The 17,568-nt window shown below is 36.8% G+C and carries 13 protein-coding genes and 2 pseudogenes; 6 read left to right on the forward strand and 9 right to left on the reverse strand.

The window, feature by feature from the left end:
* Positions 1 to 266 precede the first annotated feature (266 nt).
* A complete protein-coding gene (locus NST46_RS02445) occupies positions 267 to 371 on the reverse strand; it encodes a putative holin-like toxin (protein ID WP_222863058.1) in 105 nt (34 codons plus the stop codon).
* A 295-nt stretch (positions 372 to 666) separates the two neighbouring features.
* Positions 667 to 840: a hypothetical protein gene (locus tag NST46_RS02450; protein WP_168927303.1), complete on the reverse strand. Its 174-nt coding sequence runs from the start codon at positions 838 to 840 to the stop codon at positions 667 to 669.
* Positions 841 to 1,087: 247 nt separating this feature from the next.
* On the opposite strand from NST46_RS02450, the pseudogene NST46_RS02455 reads away from it, so the two are divergent.
* Positions 1,088 to 2,535 (forward strand): annotated as a pseudogene (locus NST46_RS02455) (DEAD/DEAH box helicase).
* Between the two features lie 105 nt (positions 2,536 to 2,640).
* Here the strand turns inward: NST46_RS02455 and NST46_RS02460 are convergent.
* The 3 genes from NST46_RS02460 to NST46_RS02470 form a co-directional block, all read right to left on the reverse strand.
* Positions 2,641 to 4,083, reverse strand: a complete 1,443-nt coding sequence (locus NST46_RS02460) for an FIMAH domain-containing protein (protein ID WP_341137310.1) — start codon at positions 4,081 to 4,083, stop codon at positions 2,641 to 2,643.
* A 1,097-nt stretch (positions 4,084 to 5,180) separates the two neighbouring features.
* Positions 5,181 to 6,554 (reverse strand): HAMP domain-containing sensor histidine kinase, encoded by a 1,374-nt coding sequence (locus NST46_RS02465; protein ID WP_251660686.1) that lies wholly within the window; start codon positions 6,552 to 6,554, stop codon positions 5,181 to 5,183.
* 61 nt (positions 6,555 to 6,615) lie between these two features.
* Entirely contained in the window at positions 6,616 to 7,329 is a 714-nt protein-coding gene (locus tag NST46_RS02470; protein WP_341136701.1) for a response regulator transcription factor, read from the reverse strand.
* A gap of 162 nt (positions 7,330 to 7,491) precedes the next feature.
* Between NST46_RS02470 and NST46_RS02475 the strand changes: the two genes are divergently transcribed.
* The 4 genes and pseudogenes from NST46_RS02475 to NST46_RS02490 all read left to right on the forward strand — a co-directional run bounded on the left by NST46_RS02475 (position 7,492) and on the right by NST46_RS02490 (position 11,160).
* Positions 7,492 to 8,259 (forward strand): ABC transporter ATP-binding protein, encoded by a 768-nt coding sequence (locus NST46_RS02475; RefSeq protein ID WP_341136702.1) that lies wholly within the window; start codon positions 7,492 to 7,494, stop codon positions 8,257 to 8,259.
* Positions 8,246 to 10,108, forward strand: coding sequence for an ABC transporter permease (locus NST46_RS02480; protein WP_339316228.1), 1,863 nt, complete (start codon positions 8,246 to 8,248; stop codon positions 10,106 to 10,108). The genes NST46_RS02475 and NST46_RS02480 overlap by 14 nt, the downstream gene beginning before the upstream one ends.
* Complete coding sequence (locus tag NST46_RS02485; protein ID WP_339316226.1) at positions 10,109 to 10,474, forward strand: YxeA family protein; 366 nt, start codon at positions 10,109 to 10,111, stop codon at positions 10,472 to 10,474.
* A gap of 486 nt (positions 10,475 to 10,960) precedes the next feature.
* A pseudogene (locus NST46_RS02490) lies at positions 10,961 to 11,160 on the forward strand (hypothetical protein).
* 111 nt (positions 11,161 to 11,271) lie between these two features.
* Here the strand turns inward: NST46_RS02490 and NST46_RS02495 are convergent.
* On the reverse strand, positions 11,272 to 11,445 hold the full coding sequence (locus NST46_RS02495; RefSeq protein WP_168927303.1) for a hypothetical protein: 174 nt from the start codon (positions 11,443 to 11,445) through the stop codon (positions 11,272 to 11,274).
* Between the two features lie 239 nt (positions 11,446 to 11,684).
* Here NST46_RS02495 and NST46_RS02500 point away from each other — a divergent pair, with 239 nt between their 5' ends.
* Complete coding sequence (locus NST46_RS02500; protein WP_341136703.1) at positions 11,685 to 13,133, forward strand: DEAD/DEAH box helicase; 1,449 nt, start codon at positions 11,685 to 11,687, stop codon at positions 13,131 to 13,133.
* A gap of 533 nt (positions 13,134 to 13,666) precedes the next feature.
* Here NST46_RS02500 and NST46_RS02505 read toward each other — a convergent pair.
* The 3 genes from NST46_RS02505 to NST46_RS02515 form a co-directional block, all read right to left on the reverse strand.
* Positions 13,667 to 14,833: a nucleotide sugar dehydrogenase gene (locus NST46_RS02505; protein WP_341136704.1), complete on the reverse strand. Its 1,167-nt coding sequence runs from the start codon at positions 14,831 to 14,833 to the stop codon at positions 13,667 to 13,669.
* Positions 14,834 to 15,616: 783 nt separating this feature from the next.
* Complete coding sequence (locus NST46_RS02510) at positions 15,617 to 16,249, reverse strand: response regulator transcription factor (RefSeq protein ID WP_341136705.1); 633 nt, start codon at positions 16,247 to 16,249, stop codon at positions 15,617 to 15,619.
* Positions 16,250 to 16,787: 538 nt separating this feature from the next.
* Complete coding sequence (locus NST46_RS02515) at positions 16,788 to 16,931, reverse strand: response regulator (RefSeq protein ID WP_341136706.1); 144 nt, start codon at positions 16,929 to 16,931, stop codon at positions 16,788 to 16,790.
* Positions 16,932 to 17,568 lie beyond the last annotated feature (637 nt).

Below are 17,568 nucleotides of genomic sequence, written 5' to 3' on the forward strand. Positions count from 1 at the left end.
GCAGTAACAGAGTATCAAATCAACAATCTAAATGTTTTCCTTAAATTCAACAATAATATTGACCTTCACAAATCGATTATAGAATTATTGCATATGGGTAATGTATTCATGTATAATAAGTTAAGAAGCAATATAGAATAAAATAGACTGAGTGCTACTAACGCTCAGCCAAAGCAACTACATGCCGCATGAAGAGCGGCTGACCAGAATAGTTGGTTAAGTTTTAAAAAGTAACCTATCCTAAACTTTGATCGGGCGAAGGACGGTTACTTTTTTCTTGTTTCTTTGACGATCTGCACAACTAGTGCTAGCACATTTACTAGAACTATACTCGATGTCAGTGCAATGATGATTGCTTCATATGCCGTCATTTTATACCACCTCCCCTCATGGAAGATGGTCAACCGTCCATCCGCTTTATGTGGTTGCTACAACTCTATTTATAGCAATATTCTTAAACAATATCTATCGAATCTATTGGGTTGCTTCAGGCGAGAAATATCAGGATGCATACCGAGAACTTGACTTGCCCAATAGGTAGGTCTTTTTTTTGTGTAAAAATCATAAAAATCGAAGTGATTCCTAAAAGCAATAGCGGTCTGACCCCAGAATCTGTAAAAAAGCAAAAAGTACCGTTTCTATCTCAACGGTACTCTAAATCAGTTATTAACTTCCCATTTTACGGCGAGTCATACTCGGTTTCTTCGCGAGTTGGCTTTGCATATGCTTTGCTCCGCCTTTGCCGTTTTTGGTGTTTGTATTGTTTGCTTGCGCTTGTTTCTTTCGTTCCAGCTGCTGTTGTACAATCTCTCTGGTACTAAGTTTTTTTTCGTTGGACATGTATTGTCTCCTCCGTTCATTTACTCTTATTATAATCTATTTTTGTTACATTTAGCTATCTATATTTTCCAAAGCTTTTGATGCTGTCAATCAATAACTTCATACGCAACCTGAAACGGAAAGTGACGGGCCCCGTGTCAAGCACATATGAAACGAGAGAACCCTCCACCTATTTCATGATATACTGGGCTTTAAGCAATACTAAGAAAACAAATATAAGAAAAAATAACATAAAAGAGGTTAACAAATGACAGAGATACGTTTTACCGATTATAAACTAAGCGAAGACATCATGACTGCTCTAAAGAGCTTAGGTTACGAAAAGCCAACAGAGGTGCAAAGCAAGGTTATTCCACTTGTGTTAGAGAAGAAAGATCTCGTTGCGAAATCACAAACTGGTAGTGGGAAAACTGCTTCTTACGGGATTCCAATCTGTGAGCTAGTCGACTGGCTCGAAAATAAGCCACAGGCTCTTGTCTTAACTCCAACAAGAGAACTCGCTGTCCAAGTGAAGGACGACTTGACCAATATAGGAAGATTGAAACGAATTAAGGCCACAGCCATCTATGGGAACAGCCAATTGCCATTCAAAAGACCGAATTGAAACAAAAAAACCATGTAGTAGTTGGCACCCCCGGACGTGTATTTGATCATATTGAAAGAGGTACACTTGCCCTCGAGAAGATTCACTATCTTGTTATTGATGAAGCAGACGAAATGTTGAATATGGGATTTATTGAACAAGTAAAAGCGATTATTAATAAGTTACCTAAAAAAAGAGTAACTCTGTTATTCTCGGCTACCCTACCAGAAGCAGTAAAAAGCTTAGCACAGAATTATATGAAAGACCCGATTGATATTGAAATAAAAGCTTCTGGAATGACGACGGATAAAATCGAACATTTTCTTTATAATGTTCACGAACAAAATAAACTCTCCTTGCTCAAAGACATAACGATTGCTGAAAATCCAGACAGCTGCATCATTTTTTGCCGAACAAAAGATAGAGTCGATACGTTGTGTGAGGCATTAACCGATTCAGGCTATAGCGCCGATAAAATCCATGGCGGTATGGAACAAGACGATCGTTTAGCAGTCATGAATGATTTTAAAAAAGGAGAATTCCGTTATTTAATTGCGACAGATGTAGCTGCAAGAGGAATTGATATTGAGAATATTACCCATGTCATTAATTATGATATTCCATTAGAAAAAGAAAGCTATGTCCATCGTACAGGCAGAACGGCACGAGCAGGCTCCAGCGGAAAAGCGATTACCTTGGTAACACCATTTGAAGATCGCTTTTTGAATGAAATAGAGGGATATGTTGGTTTTAACATTCCAGTGAAGCATGCACCGACAGTGGAAGACGTTGCAAATAACAAGTCTGCTTTCAAGGAAAAAATGAACAAGCGACCAACCTTGAAAAAGTCTAAAAGTGAGCAACTAAATAAAGAAATCATGAGGTTATATTTTAATGGCGGAAAGAAAAAGAAGCTTCGAGCAGTTGATTTCGTTGGCACAATTGCAAAAATAGATGGTGTAGCTGTAGAGGATATTGGTATCATTACAATCCAAGATACGGCATCTTTCGTGGAAATATTAAATGGAAAAGGGCCACTTGTGTTGAAATCGATGAAGCATACGAAAATAAAAGGGAAATTGTTGAAAGTTTATGAAGCGAATAAAAGGTAAGAAAGCAGGCCATTCAGGTGCTTACCCCTAAACATACTAATCTTAGTATGTTAGGGGTAAGCACCTGTTTAAAATAACTTTACATAAATGGGTACTCTCGCTAACTTAATCTATTAAATTACTGTCCCATCCTTCAAATAAAAGGCTGGCATTATCGTAGAGTTTATTTTCCCATCTTTCAAGTAAAAGATTGGCGTCACTATTGAGTCTGTTATACGCTTCTTGTTTGATTAGTCCGTTTTCTCGCTGATTATCAAGTAAAACTTTAAATCCATTCAAATGCTTGACCATTTTCTCGCTATTCTCTTGATTTTCATAAATTTCTAGTGCAGCTAAATGGTTATCTACTAAACGAGCATCCCTATCATTCTCAAATTGATCCTCTTCCGTAAAGCGTACCATAACATCTCTCATGTCAGTTATGTTGTCTGTCCAATACCTAGGTATTTCTGTAAGAAAATCATCGCCATTCAGGTCATCAATAGAACCATCAGCCATGTGAGAAATAATCCCCCATAACCCGTTTTCCACACGATCTACTAGATCTTGATTATAGCCGAATTGGGGTTGTTGACCAGGCATTTCGAAAAGAACAGTTGCCGTTCCATTAAGAGCAAATGCAGATCTAGCTTGTCCAGGAAAATCACGTTCTTGAAAGGCAATATACTGGGCTACACCAGGCTCCTCTTTATCTGAGAATTCCTTTACTCCACGAGCTGCAGCTAACGCATAACGTTTTGATTTATCCTGATCCAGTAATGGATAGTCATCGTATTTTGTACTATCGTCTGGCCCCAAAGGTGGATAGTCTATAGCAATTGTAACGTCTTCACCTGTTTTATTCATTACTGGGGTCCCCATGTGATGCAGATCAACATAAGCTTCTACATGACTAAACTCATCTTGCAACTCCACGTAAAGATCTCTCAGTAGTTGAGATTCCTTCGTTATAAAGAAACCAAAATCATTCGTGTGTCCAGGTAAATCTTCCGCTGCAACTTCATAGTTCAAATCAGCATTAAAATCACGATTAATATCAAAGCCACCATTTCTCTCATTATAATACCAAGCTGGTGCAGCACCCTCTAGATGTGGGTAAGCAGAAACAACTTCGTCCCACGGAAAGATATTTTGTCTTTGCGGTATCTCGAGACCATCAACATTATATCGTGGAATAGCCACTATAGTAATCTCATTACGAACAGATTGAGCGAAGGAGCTATCGCTAGTCCCAAGGTATTCTAGTATTTCCACAAGTGCCTCGCCACCACTTTTTTCATTGCCATGTATGCTACCAGTGATTAGTAACACTTGATCACCAGTACCAACACGTACAGACATTACTTCATTTCCTTGCGTGGAATAACCGGCGACATCCGTCTCAACTTTTCCATCACTAGCCTCCAAAATTTCGCTTAGTTTTACAAGAAATTCTTCATTGGTCATCCAATCTCTTTCAGATTCAGCAGATATTCCACTCACTGGAATCAACATTATCAGAAAGACAATTATAAAAAACATAAATTTCTTCCAACTGTCATTTTTCATATTAGCCACCTTAATACCCTCCTCGTAATATCAATTTACCTTTTCACGTTGTTCCCGATAGTAACAGAAATAGTAGTTTTATCATGAATCCCTATATTCTTTCCTAAAAATCCCTCCCTTCATCTTTACTCCTTTATATATTTATTTTATAATTAAAACTATTCTTTCTACTTATCGCAATTTCCTTCTAGTAAATTAAAAATGAATCTAATCTACTCCTTCGTTTTTTTAAAATCGAGTCCTTATCACTAGCAATTATTCATAAATTAGGTTTAATGGTCCTCTATGTAAGGACTAGGTCTCGCCAAAAAACAAATCATTTTCTTCCTCTTATCATGTCCTCCTAAGAAGACGATGGAGGTTTAACTTTTTGCTGGCTTTTTAATTGAACCATCCGAAGTCTTCTGTGTCTGATAACTATCGTTAATAACATGAAAGATTTCTCTCAGGTCTTTTAGCCAGTGATTGGCGGGTTGGGTCTCGAATAGGTTAATGGCTGCCGGCTGATTTTCCGATCTGAGCAGACGACAATAAAGTAATCCCGATCCACACCGCCTAGAAATTGTTTCAACAAATCATAACTATCTTCTCTGAACGGCTCTTGTACAGCATACTTGATTCTTTCATTCATCTTAGGCTCTAACGATGTACACGTTTTGCTAATGTCTGTTTCGTTTCCTTTCCGTTTACCTCACATGCAACAATTCAAGTTATTCTACAATTAATGCATACTTTTTCATTTACTTTTCCGCCTCAAATTAAAATATGCCCTATTTCCAACAATAGGAATTAGGGCTATATAATTGATTCATAATATATATTTAATAACTTATTTGGAAATTTAGGTTGGATTAATTCTATCACTCTTGAGATATTCGGAGAGAGGCACTCCAAACAATTTACTTTAATCCATTAACGTACAATTACACCCACTGAAATTCACCACCGATTGCCAAACTGTTTACCAGTTAAAACCTCTTATATAATTAGAGAGCACACCTATGGTGGTGTGAAACTTTTATATAGGAGGTTTTTTGTTTGGTTCATTATCGAAAGATTTTGGACTTACATCATGACAACTGTTGCTTGGAAAGACGTTAAAACGATATCTTGATAGTTGTCCCTTTTCCAACTTGGCCCGCAAGCTCAACTTCCCCTCCATGAGCTACTATAATATCCCGAGCAATTGCCATTCCAAGGCCGGTTCCTCGTATATTTCCAGTATTTGTACCACGATAATAGCGGTCAAAAACTTGGGTCTGCTCTTCAGGGGAAATACCTTTTCCATTGTCGTGTATGGTAATAGCGTCTTCTGTAATATTTACAAAAACTTCTACATTTTCATCATTATGAATGAATGCATTATACATAAAGTTGAGCAAAGCGCGTTTCATTAAATGCTGGTCTATTTTCCAGCTTAGTTCGCTATTTTCACTATGGAAATGAATTTGCGACGAGCCAAATTGAGGGTCATTTAGTAAATCAATGACCATTTCTCGAACAAAGCCTTCCATATTTGTGTCCTGTCTTTGAAGCGGCATTTCTTGGTTCCTGAGTCGCATGGTAAGATTGAAGTCATCTAGTAATTCCTTCATATAAAGAGACTGTCGCTCGATTACCTCTGCATACTTTAGGCGTTCATGTGACGAAACATTGTCGTCGCTTAAGAGTTCTGCATAACCACGAATGGAAGCGAGTGGAGTTTTGATGTCATGCGAGACATTACGAATCCAATCATTTCGCATTTTTTCTAATTTATTGCGTTCTTTTTCGTGTTCTTGCAATGTCGCCGAAACATTATTTAGATTTGCAAAAACTGGTTTGTATATACCCGGGCGTTTTGGTTTTTCTGTGTGGAATTGTCGTTCCTTTAGTTCATTAATTCGTTCAATAATGCGATTTATGGGTCTTGTTAAAATAGTACTGAACAAGAGGCCAATGACTGCCGCAATAATTAAATCGACGATGATAATGACTCCAAAAAACCGAGAAGCATACATCATGATTGCGGCTGGATTCAGCATAAATACTTCACGTTTTTCATTGGAATCTGGCACACCAATTAAGTAACTATACCCTTCATACTCGCCTATAAAGTACGTATGCAATTCATCATCCATATACTTATATTTGTGTATAAGCTCCATGGGGGTGTAATTTGTCGCGACATGATCTGGAGTTTGATAGGACGAAATCACATTTCCATTGTCATCTAAGATTTGCAGCCAGGCACCAAATCCTTCTAAGGCAGTCTCTCCTTCTTCTGTCACATATGGTTGATTATCCTCTAATCTTAGGTATTGGCTGAATGTGCGAGTGAAATTTTCACCAGAACTGTTTTCTGAATCACCTGTATTCTGGGATGCTTGATAAATAAGCAGTCCAAATAAGATTATAGTGTTTACAATAATGACAATAAATACGATGCTTAAAATGGATATTAAATAACGAGCGGTTAGCTTCCATTTCATTTTCTATCACCTATCCTTAAAAAGGAAAGTCTATATTTATGCACAAATCCATAACTTAAGTTTAATTATGTGGCACGAATCGATAACCTAGTCCCTTTACCGTCAAAATATAGGAAGGATCAGACGGATTGTCTTCAATTTTTTCCCGAAGCCTGCGAATGTGCACCATTAATGTATTATCAGCACCATAAAAGTCTTCTCCCCATACATTTAGAAATAAGGTTTCTTTGCTGAGGATTTGGTTCGGATTCCGCATAAATGATGCCATTAATCCAACTTCTTTAGCGGTTAACTCAAGTATTTGACCGTCCTTTTTTACCTCCGTTTCATCTGAATTGATTTCAAAAGGACCAACGTTTGTCGCCTTAGCTGCTGTTGTCTTTGCAGTTGCCTCTATCGTATAGACACCTGCGCGCCTAAGTTGTGCCTTCACGCGATAGGCCATCTCCTTTGGACTAAAAGGCTTCGTAATATAATCGTCTCCACCGATTGCCAGACCTAATATTTTATCCACTTCATCGGACTTAGCAGACAAGAAGAGAATAGGGATACGTGAAACTTCTCTTATTCTTTTACACAAATCATAACCTTCACCATCAGGAAGCATAACATCTAATATTACTAGGTTTGGTTGGAAAGCTTGAAATCTTTTCCATCCTTCTTCTATCGTGCCTGCCAAATTGATTTCAGAAAACCCTTCCTTTGTTAAGCTTGTTTTTATTAATTGGCATAAGTCTTGTTCATCGTCAACAATGAGAATCCGTGGTCTTTCCATGTTTATCACCTTTTCATACTTGTTATTATCATCTAATTTATTCTATCTTAACAGGAATTTGCGAGGAAAAAACGTATTTAAGGTTTTTGTAAGGTTCCTGTGATTGTAGTTTAAGGATGGAGGGATATAGTAAAGACAACATACGAAAGAGGTGGAGGAATAATGGAATCCTTATTACAGGTGAAAAGTGTTGAGAAAGTCTTTGGAAAAGGAGCGAATACATTTAAAGCGCTGGAGGACATTTCCTTTACGATAGATCATGGTGAATTTGTAGGAATCATGGGACCATCCGGTGCTGGAAAGTCAACATTACTTCATGTATTAGCGACAATTGATACCCCTTCTAAAGGTGATATTTATATAGAAAATGATAATATCGCAAAAATGAAAAGGGATCAGCTTGCTGATTTTCGCAGGGACCATCTCGGATTTATATTTCAAGATTACAACCTACTAGATTCTTTAACGGTACGTGAGAATATCGTATTACCGCTTGCAATTGCAAAAAATTCTATAAAAGAAATTGATGTAAAAGTAGATTCAATGGCAAAAGCATTCGGGATTGAAGCAATACTCGATAAATATCCCTATCAAATTTCCGGTGGCCAGAAACAACGCACTGCATCTTGCCGAGCGCTCGTTTCTAACCCAAAATTGATTTTTGCAGATGAGCCTACTGGGGCACTTGATTCCAAGTCAGCAACGGATTTATTAAAAGCCTTGAGTTCATTAAATGAAGATCAGGAAGCAACCATCATGATGGTGACGCATGATGCATTTGCAGCAAGCTTTTGCAGAAGAATACTATTTATCAGTGATGGACGTTTATCCAGAGAAATGATTCGTGGTACACACTCACGAAAAGAGTTTTACCAAATGATTTTAGAGAAATTAGCACAACTGGATGGTGACGGGCATGACATTGTTTAATTTAGCACTGAAGAATATCCGTCGAAACATGAAAAGTTATGGACTTTATATTGGCTCAACTATTTTTTCCATCATTATATTTTTTACGTTTGCAACGTTAAAACATAGTGGTGATATTAGTGGGTTGGCAGAACAGTCAAAACAAATCAGCGGTATAATGAGTGCTTCCGCGTTTGTGCTTATCATTTTTGTTGCAATCTTTATTCTGTATTCAAATTCTTTTTTTATGAGGAAAAGAAAGAAGGAAGTAGCATTATACGCTTTAATGGGTGTACGAAAACAAAAGATTGGTTTTCTATTGTTCTTTGAAAATATGGTAATAGGGATGGTTTCCTTAATCGTTGGAGTAGTGTCAGGTTTCTTCCTATCTCAACTACTACTCTCTCTTCTTTTAAAGTTAATGGGATTGAATATCGGGATTGGTCTAGCATTCTCACCAAATGCTGTTATCGAAACAATTATCGTATTCTTGATTATATTCCTCTTTACATCGTTGCAAGGTTATCGAGTCATTTATCGATTTAAATTGATTGATTTATTTCATGCATCGAAAAAAGGAGAAGAATTGCCAAAAGCTAGGGTTATTTCAGTCATTCTTGGACTAGCTACATTGGCGGGCGCTTATTGGTTAGCATTACAAGATTTAACTTCGGAAGCGTGGCGGCTCTTAGGCCTAGCAATGCCAATTGTAATCATTGCCTTAACCGTGTTGGGTACGTATCTCATATTTAACAGTGTGTTGGTTTTCGTACTTCAAATGTTGAAAAAAAGGAAGTTCTGGGCATGGAAAGGTCTCAATTTAATGACTGCTTCCCAATTGTTGTATCGAATTCGTGGAAATGCAAAGACATTAACCATTATAGCTACGTTAAGTGCAACAACGATTACAGCGGGTGGTGCAGTGTTTGGATTGTATTATGACACGGAGGAAAACGTAGAACAATATACACCATTCTCCTTTATGTGGGAAGGGCAAGAAGAAGCTATCGATGATTCTATTGTAAAAGAATCGATTCATGTAGACACCAAGAATATTCGTATGAACAGTGAACAAATGGAAAAAGCGTATACAGTTATTGACCATTCTGCATTTGAGCAGTTGGCCGAAGCGCTTGAATGGGATATTGATTCCTTAAACATAACCGAGGACGAAGTTGCCTTGATAGAACCTTTTTATGATGAACAATGGACGGAAGATGTAAAGGAAGTTTCTTTTAATAAAGTAGATTATGAAGTTGTACAAATTTATGGAGAATCTATCTTCAATATTTCTACAGTGCCTGGTACGGTAATTGTTGCTCATGATAAAGCTTACAATGATTTGAATGCTGAAGAATCGACTTATCAAGCAGTGCAAGTAGAAAATTATAAAGAGCACTTAGACTTGTCCCAGGAATTAGAAGCGAAGTCATCAACAGTAGACTTCTCCAGCGCAGCGCAAGATTTTCAAGATTCTTTAGAAGGATCAGGAATCATGTTATTTGTTGGTAGTTTCTTAGGTCTCGTTTTTCTTGTTGCCACTGGCAGTATTATTTTCTTTAAAATGATGACAGAGGCTGAAGATGATAAGGATAAGTATTCCATATTATATAAGATTGGTGTGCCTGAAAAAGAGATAAAGCGTACCATTCGTTACCAAGTAGGATTCATATTTATAGCACCGCTCATCCTTGGATTACTGCATGGTACAGTCGCTTTGATTGCATTTTCTAGCCTTTTCCAAATGGAACTATGGGTACCAATCACAATTTGGATGTTGGCGTATGTGTTCATTTATATTATTTATTATTTTATCACCATACGAGGGTTTCATAAGACCATTTTTAATACAATTCAGGAGGGAAATTAAATGAAAAAAATAATTGGTATAACGATTGGTATAGTTTCTATTCTATTGGTGGCTGCAGTAGTGATACTGGCCACGGTTGATTTTAATCGCTTTGGAAAAGAAAATGTATATGTGCAGGTTGGAGTCCCTTCTTATACAGATGAGTCTCAGCTTGACTCGGGAGAAATTATGACAACCTATTGGTATGAACTTCCCGCATATCATGAAGATGGTAACGTGTTGAATGTAGAGTTTTCTGCACAAAAAGAATTAAAACAAGGTGCGTACTTGAAATTGTATGTTAAACAAGAAAATGAAGTTACATCTTATGATGAAGTGTCTTGGGAGGAGGTTCCAGAATCCGTCCAAGAAGAATTAGAGCAATAAATACCCGGCGGTAGAAAAAGGATTTATATAGGCCTGCTCTACTTCTGGACAATGTTGCCTTTTAAGTAGAAAGACTATTAACCACATGAAAATGGACCGAAGAAGAGGATTTAAACCATGATGAACGCATTCGTTGGGCCATGGAGATTATTAATATGCAATTAGAAGATAAGAGTTTTAAATGATTACTGAACAGCCGTTGGGACAGTGATATCCCAATGGCCGTTTATCTATAGTTTATTACAAATTACACCCCCCTGTTAGACTTTGGTAAACACACTGCAATCAATGGTAATTTCATGACACTTGATGGTAAATAGCATGGCAAGAGGGGAAATTCGGCAGTATCCATCTAAGAAGATAGGTAGTGACAGACACCTTAAATTAAAGGTTGTGTAAGCAATTTTAAGGCAATAAGGCAATTACACAGTACGAATGCTGTACTTACTACATAAATAATTGGATACAAAAGGATTAAAGTAGCAGATGAAATATTATACATCTCACATGAAAAAACTAGTTATGCACAATGAAGAATTACAAAAAGAGTTAAAAAACTAATGAAAGAACACGATCTTGAAAAGAGCTTTGCGCTTAAGGCTTTGTACCATGCCGAGGTTGCTGCAGGCGCTTCAGGCGGGAAATATCAGGATGCATATCGGGAACTTGACTTACCCAATAGGTAGGTCTTTTTTTTTGAAAATCGAAGTTCTAAAAACAGAAGCGTTCTGATCCTAGAGTCTGTGTAAACAGCAAAAAGTACCGTTTATATATAAACGGTACTTTTTAAATTAGCATTAACTTCCCATTTTACGGCGCGTCATACTCGGTTTCTTCGCGAGTTGGCTTTGCATATGCTTTGCTCCACCTTTGCCGTTTTTGGTGTTTGTATTGTTTGCTTGCGCTTGTTTCTTTCGTTCCAGTTGCTGTTGTACAATCTCTCTGGTACTAAGCTTTTTTTCGTTGGACATGTATTGTCTCCTCTTCTTTCGTCATATTCTTATTATAGTCTATTTTTGTTACATATAGCTATCTATATTTTACACCGTTTTTAATGTTACCAATCCATAACTTATCACTCAAGCGACAGGCACCGGATGTCAATCACATGAGACGAGAGAACCCCTCCCCTTGTTTCATGATATACTGGTCTTTAAGCAATACTAAGAACGGAAATACAAGAAAAAAACAACAAAAAAGAGGTTAACAAATGACAGAGATACGTTTTACCGATTATAAACTAAGCGAAGACATCATGACTGCTCTAAAGAGCTTAGGTTACGAAAACCCAACAGAGGTGCAAAGCAAGGTAATTCCAATTGTGTTAGAGGAGAAAGATCTCGTTGCGAAATCACAAACAGGAAGCGGGAAGACAGCTTCTTATGGGATTCCAATCTGTGAGCTAGTCGATTGGATCGAAAATAAGCCACAGGCACTTGTCTTAACCCCAACAAGAGAACTCGCTGTCCAAGTGAAGGATGACTTGACCAATATAGGAAGATTGAAACGGATAAAGGCAACAGCCATTTATGGGAAACAACCGATTGCCATTCAAAAGACCGAATTGAAACAAAAAAACCATGTTGTAGTTGGGACCCCTGGACGTGTATATGATCATATTGAAAGAGGTACACTTGCCCTCGAGAAGATTCGCTATCTTGTCATTGATGAAGCAGACGAAATGTTGAATATGGAATTTATTGAACAAGTAAAAGCGATTATTAATAAGTTACCAAGAGAAAGGGTAACCCTGTTATTCTCGGCTACCTTACCAGAAGCAGTAAAAAGCTTAGCAGTGAAGTATATGAAAGACCCAATTGATATTGAAATAAAAGCTTCCGGACTGACGACCGATAAAATCGAACATTTTCTTTATAACGTTCCTGAACAAGGTAAACTTTCCTTGCTTAAAGACATAACAGTGCTTGAAAACCCAGACAGCTGCATCATTTTTTGCCGAACAAAAGATAGAGTCGATACGTTGTGTGAGGCATTAACCGATTCAGGCTATAGCGCGGCTAAAATCCATGGCGACATGGAACAAGACGATCGTTTAGCAGTCATGAATGATTTTAGAAAGGGAGAATTCCGTTATTTAATTGCGACGGATGTAGCTGCAAGAGGAATTGATATTGAGAATATTACCCATGTCATTAATTATGATATCCCATTGGAAAAAGAAAGCTATGTCCACCGAACAGGAAGAACGGCACGAGCAGGCTTGAGTGGAAAAGCGATTACCTTGGTAACGTCATTTGAAGATCGCTTTTTGAATGAAATAGAGGAATATATTGGTTTTAATATTCCAGCGAAGCATGCACCGGCAATGGAAGTCGTTGCACGTAATAAATCTGCTTTTCAGGAAAAAATGAACCAGCGACCAACCTTGAAAAAGTCTAAAAGTGAGCAACTAAATAAACAAATCATGAAGTTATATTTTAATGGCGGAAAGAAAAAGAAGCTTCGAGCAGTTGATTTCGTTGGCACCATTGCAAAAATAGATGGTGTAGCTGTAGAGGATATTGGTATCATTACAATCCAAGATACGGCATCTTTCGTAGAGATATTAAATGGAAAAGGGTCACTTGTGTTGGAATCGATGAAGCATACGAAAGTAAAAGGAAAATTGTTGAAAGTTTATGAAGCGAATAAGAAATAAGGAAGCAGGCCATTCTTAGGTCTGCTTTTTATATTTGGAGTTGAAATATGGGTGAAACATGGGGACGGTTCTCTCGTTTCATGGAACGAGGAACCTGCCCACGGATTATTTTAGAGCAGATATGGTAATCTATTGACAGGCTGCAAAGATCTACCTCCCCTTATAATTCGGTTTATCCTTTTCAGCAAATGCTCGTAATCCCTCTACTCGGTCTTCTGTAGCAAAATTAACCAACCACGCTTCTGCTTCTATTACCATGGCCTTCTACAAAGGAACTGAACCTCAACCCCATGATTAATTGCCTTTCTGCTTGCATCACAGCAATTGGACTATTTTTAAAGATACTTTTTGCTAGGGCGATACTTTCTTCCAACGCGCTTCCTATCGAAGCTAGGGGGGACGTTTGAGGATATTGATTGAATCTAATGATTGATGTGTTCGATTGAATATTAAAGTGAACCCTATCCCGAGTATAATAGCTACCAAGGATAGGGTTCGTCGATATAAGTTATTCTATACAGGTAAACGCTCTCTTAATCCCTACTAAACACGTCTCGCGTATAAACTTTCTCTTTCACATCTTTCAACTCATCAGACAAACGGTTTGCAACAATTACATCAGCTTCCTGTTTAAACGCTGCAAAATCCTTAATCACTCGTGAGCTATCAAATTCATTAGAATCAAGTACTGGTTCGTAAATGACTACTTCTACTCCTTGATCCTTTATTCGATTAATTACACCTTGAATAGCTGATTGTCTAAAGTTATCGGAACCTGTCTTCATTGTTAAACGGTAGATACCAACAACCTTAGGATTTCGTTTTGTAATCATATCAGCAATATGGTCTTTTCGTGCAGAGTTAGCATCAACAACTGCCTTAATAATAGTATTCGGTACATCTGCATAGTTTGCGAGTAGCTGCTTTGTATCCTTCGGTAAGCAATAGCCGCCATAGCCGAACGAGGGGTTGTTGTAGTGATCACCAATTCGAGGATCTAGTCCAATTCCTTCAATAATTTGCCTGCTGTTTAACCCTTTTACCTCGGCATATGTGTCAAGCTCATTAAAGAATGAAACACGCATTGCTAAATAGGTATTTGCAAATAATTTAATCGCTTCAGCTTCAGTAGAATCTGTGAATAACACAGGGATATCTTCCTTGATTGCACCTTCAGCTAATAAATCAGCAAACTTCTCCGCACGTTCTGATTGCTCCCCTACAATGATTCGAGATGGATATAAATTATCATATAAGGCTCTACCTTCTCTTAGAAATTCTGGAGAGAAAATGATGTTATCATTCTTAAATTTTTCACGTACTGATTTCGTATATCCCACTGGGATTGTTGACTTGATAATCATGATGGCATTCGGATTTATGCCGATAACCGTTTCAATTATCGATTCAACCGAGCTTGTATCAAAATAATTCTTATCTGGGTCATAATTTGTTGGTGTTGAAATAATAACATATTCAACATCTTTAAAAGCTGCTGTTGAGTCTGTAGTAGCTGTTAAATTTAGTTCCTTTGTTTCTAAGAATGTTTGAATTTCTTCATCAACAATTGGCGATTTCTTATTGTTAATCATGTCTACTTTTTCTTGGTTGATATCTAGTGCAGTTACTTCGTTGTGTTGCGCTAGAAGTACTGCGTTGGATAGGCCGACATATCCGGTACCTGCTACTGTTATTTTCATGAGAACTCACTCCTTATTTAATTTTAAATGTACATAGCGAGCTTTAATAAACTACTTCTTATCATAATACTCTACATACCAATCAGCGAACTTCTGTAACCCTTTTTCAATAGACGTTTGTGGTCTAAATCCAACAGCTTCATGTAGGCGGCTGTTGAAGCATAGGTAGCTAGGACCACTCTAGGCTTAATAGGTTCAAATACTTTATCAAACTCTAATTTTCTCCTGGATGATTTTACTTAAAGCTTTCAAATTCGCAATAGTTACCATCAATTTCTCTAGAATATTGTGTCCAGTGTTAAAAGCACTATGTGTACTCTGATAAAACGTTTCATGACAATTACGATATTATAAATATATGTACGCTTACTGTAAAGACTCTTCTCAAAATCTTCACTGGTATGTTAAGGAAAGTAAAACGAATTTAGGTAGTCTGTATTTAAATTGACTTCTAGTGCATGAATCATTAACTCCTTTGACATTTAGATAGTTGATATACTATAAAAGTTTTACAGTCACTTACTTCCGACACCGGCATATGCCTAAATCTTATTATAGAGCCTGTAAATCAATACAAATAAATGATGACTTTTAAAGGTACAATTATTCACCATAGGATTGGTTCCGCAAATAAAACTTTTGTATGTACTGGATATAAAATCTATATCGATATGAAGTAGTTATGCTGACAATTATGGAGTCAAGTAACTTAAGAAATATAAGTCTCTTACGATATGTCATCGACATGATCTATCTTAAAATTTTAATTTATTTTGCTAACTTTTAATTTTCGATTCGTATACGATTCGACATCATTTCATTTAGATAGTGTACCACATTTTCCCTTCCCCTGATGTTAACTTTTTTATAGATTCGACTGATATGTACTTTTACAGTTCCTTCTCTAATCTGTATATGTTCTGCGATTTCTCTATTCATTAAACCCTTTTTGAGAAAATAAGCAACTAGAGATTCTTTTGTCGAAATGTGAATTCCATTTTCCACTAAACATTTCTGAAATAGGTCAAAATTATCTTTCTTTAATTCATCTAAACGTCCTAATAGATTTATAATTACGCTGGAAGGAGCATAATAATGCGCATCTTGAACAGAAAGAATGACTGGCATCAGTTTTTCTTCAAAGTCCATATGCTTTTCGATGATGCCATCACTGCCAGCTTCAATGAATGCTATTGAATTATCTAGCTGTGAAGCATCTACTATCGTGATAATTTTGACAAAAGGGGTGGCCGCTTTTATTTGTTTAATAGCGGCTGTTGTCTCGGACATTGGAATTAATTCTGCGTCCAACAAAATAACATTCGACTTCTTTTCAATGACGAGAGCGGATGTTGTATACAACACACATCCAATTAACTCCGTTTCTGATTCTTCCTTAATTTTCTGTATAATCAACCTAGAAAATGAGGTCTTACTTATGTATAAAATAGTCACCATTCAACTTTCCTACCTATTCTTTAGTTTTTACTGTCTTAACAACATTTAGTAACAAGCTTCTATTTTAGTGACTTCTTACAATAAAAGTCACTAATAGGTCATTTCCTCTAATTTGAATTCTGCCGTGTGACCTTGTTGATAAATTCAACAATATTCGCTCGGTTTCATATATTCTGTTTATTATAAATCTAGCTAAAGTAATTTTTTACCGTGCCTTCTCCAAGAAATAGTTTTGTGGGCAATTTGCAATATGAATGCAATGCCTGTCTCACGCTTTGTAAAGGAATATCCAAGACGTTCAAGACGTAATGTAAATATTTGCTCACTATTCTTTGTCAGTTGACTTATTCGAGCAACAAGCATCCGTGCGTGCTACTTCGCCTGAAAAGATTGTTTTTTGTTTTTCCCCGATAGGCGATTCGAATAGCTTCCAGCAAGTGCTCAGCGTAAACTGCTTTCACTAAAAATCCATCTGCACCAACATTAATTCTGGAAATTATGAAACACTTACTTCTGGATACTTCTTTTTCATATATTTTGTTGTGCGAATCTCGTCCATTTGTGGTATATGAATATCCATGATCACAATATCTGGTTTTAGGTATTCCATCTGCTTGTTCGCAATTTCTCCGTTATCCACTGCACCGATAACGTTTATATCATCTGTTCTTTTAACAATGGCTTCTATACCATCATAAAAGTAACCTCTAATTTTCTACGATGAGAAAATGTATCACCTGATTAACCCTTTTTTAGATATTTTCTATTCTATCCTTATTCTTGCTATTTTTTTCTAGTTTAGTTTTTAGTCAATATAAGATTGGAATCAATGAATTGATTAGCGAATTTTTGAATGTTGTTCCCAATTTTTCAACGTGGCTTACTACTGTTACTTGTGTTAAAGCAACCATTTTAACGGACTTTGCAGGCAGTTCAATTAGCAACAAATTTCGCTCTTGGGAACGATAATTGACTTTACGTAATTATCATATTCACTATTTCTATGAGAAAGTGCGATTATTGTAGTTATGCCTCGAGCACCTGTTGCTCTTACCATATCTATACAAGTCTACTTTTTTATCACCATCACGTACTCAAAGTAAGATTTGAGAATGTATACAATATCTATCACATTTCCACTCTCACCGATTATTTTATAAAACAAAAGAATAAATAGTTACACAAGCATCAATACAGTTGATATCCATATTTTTTATTGCATCAAGAAGTGATTTAGAATACAAAACCTAATGATTCACGATAATGCTTCTGTATTT

This window comes from Oceanobacillus sp. FSL W7-1309, from assembly GCF_038002145.1.
Lineage (GTDB): Bacteria > Bacillota > Bacilli > Bacillales > Amphibacillaceae > Oceanobacillus > Oceanobacillus profundus.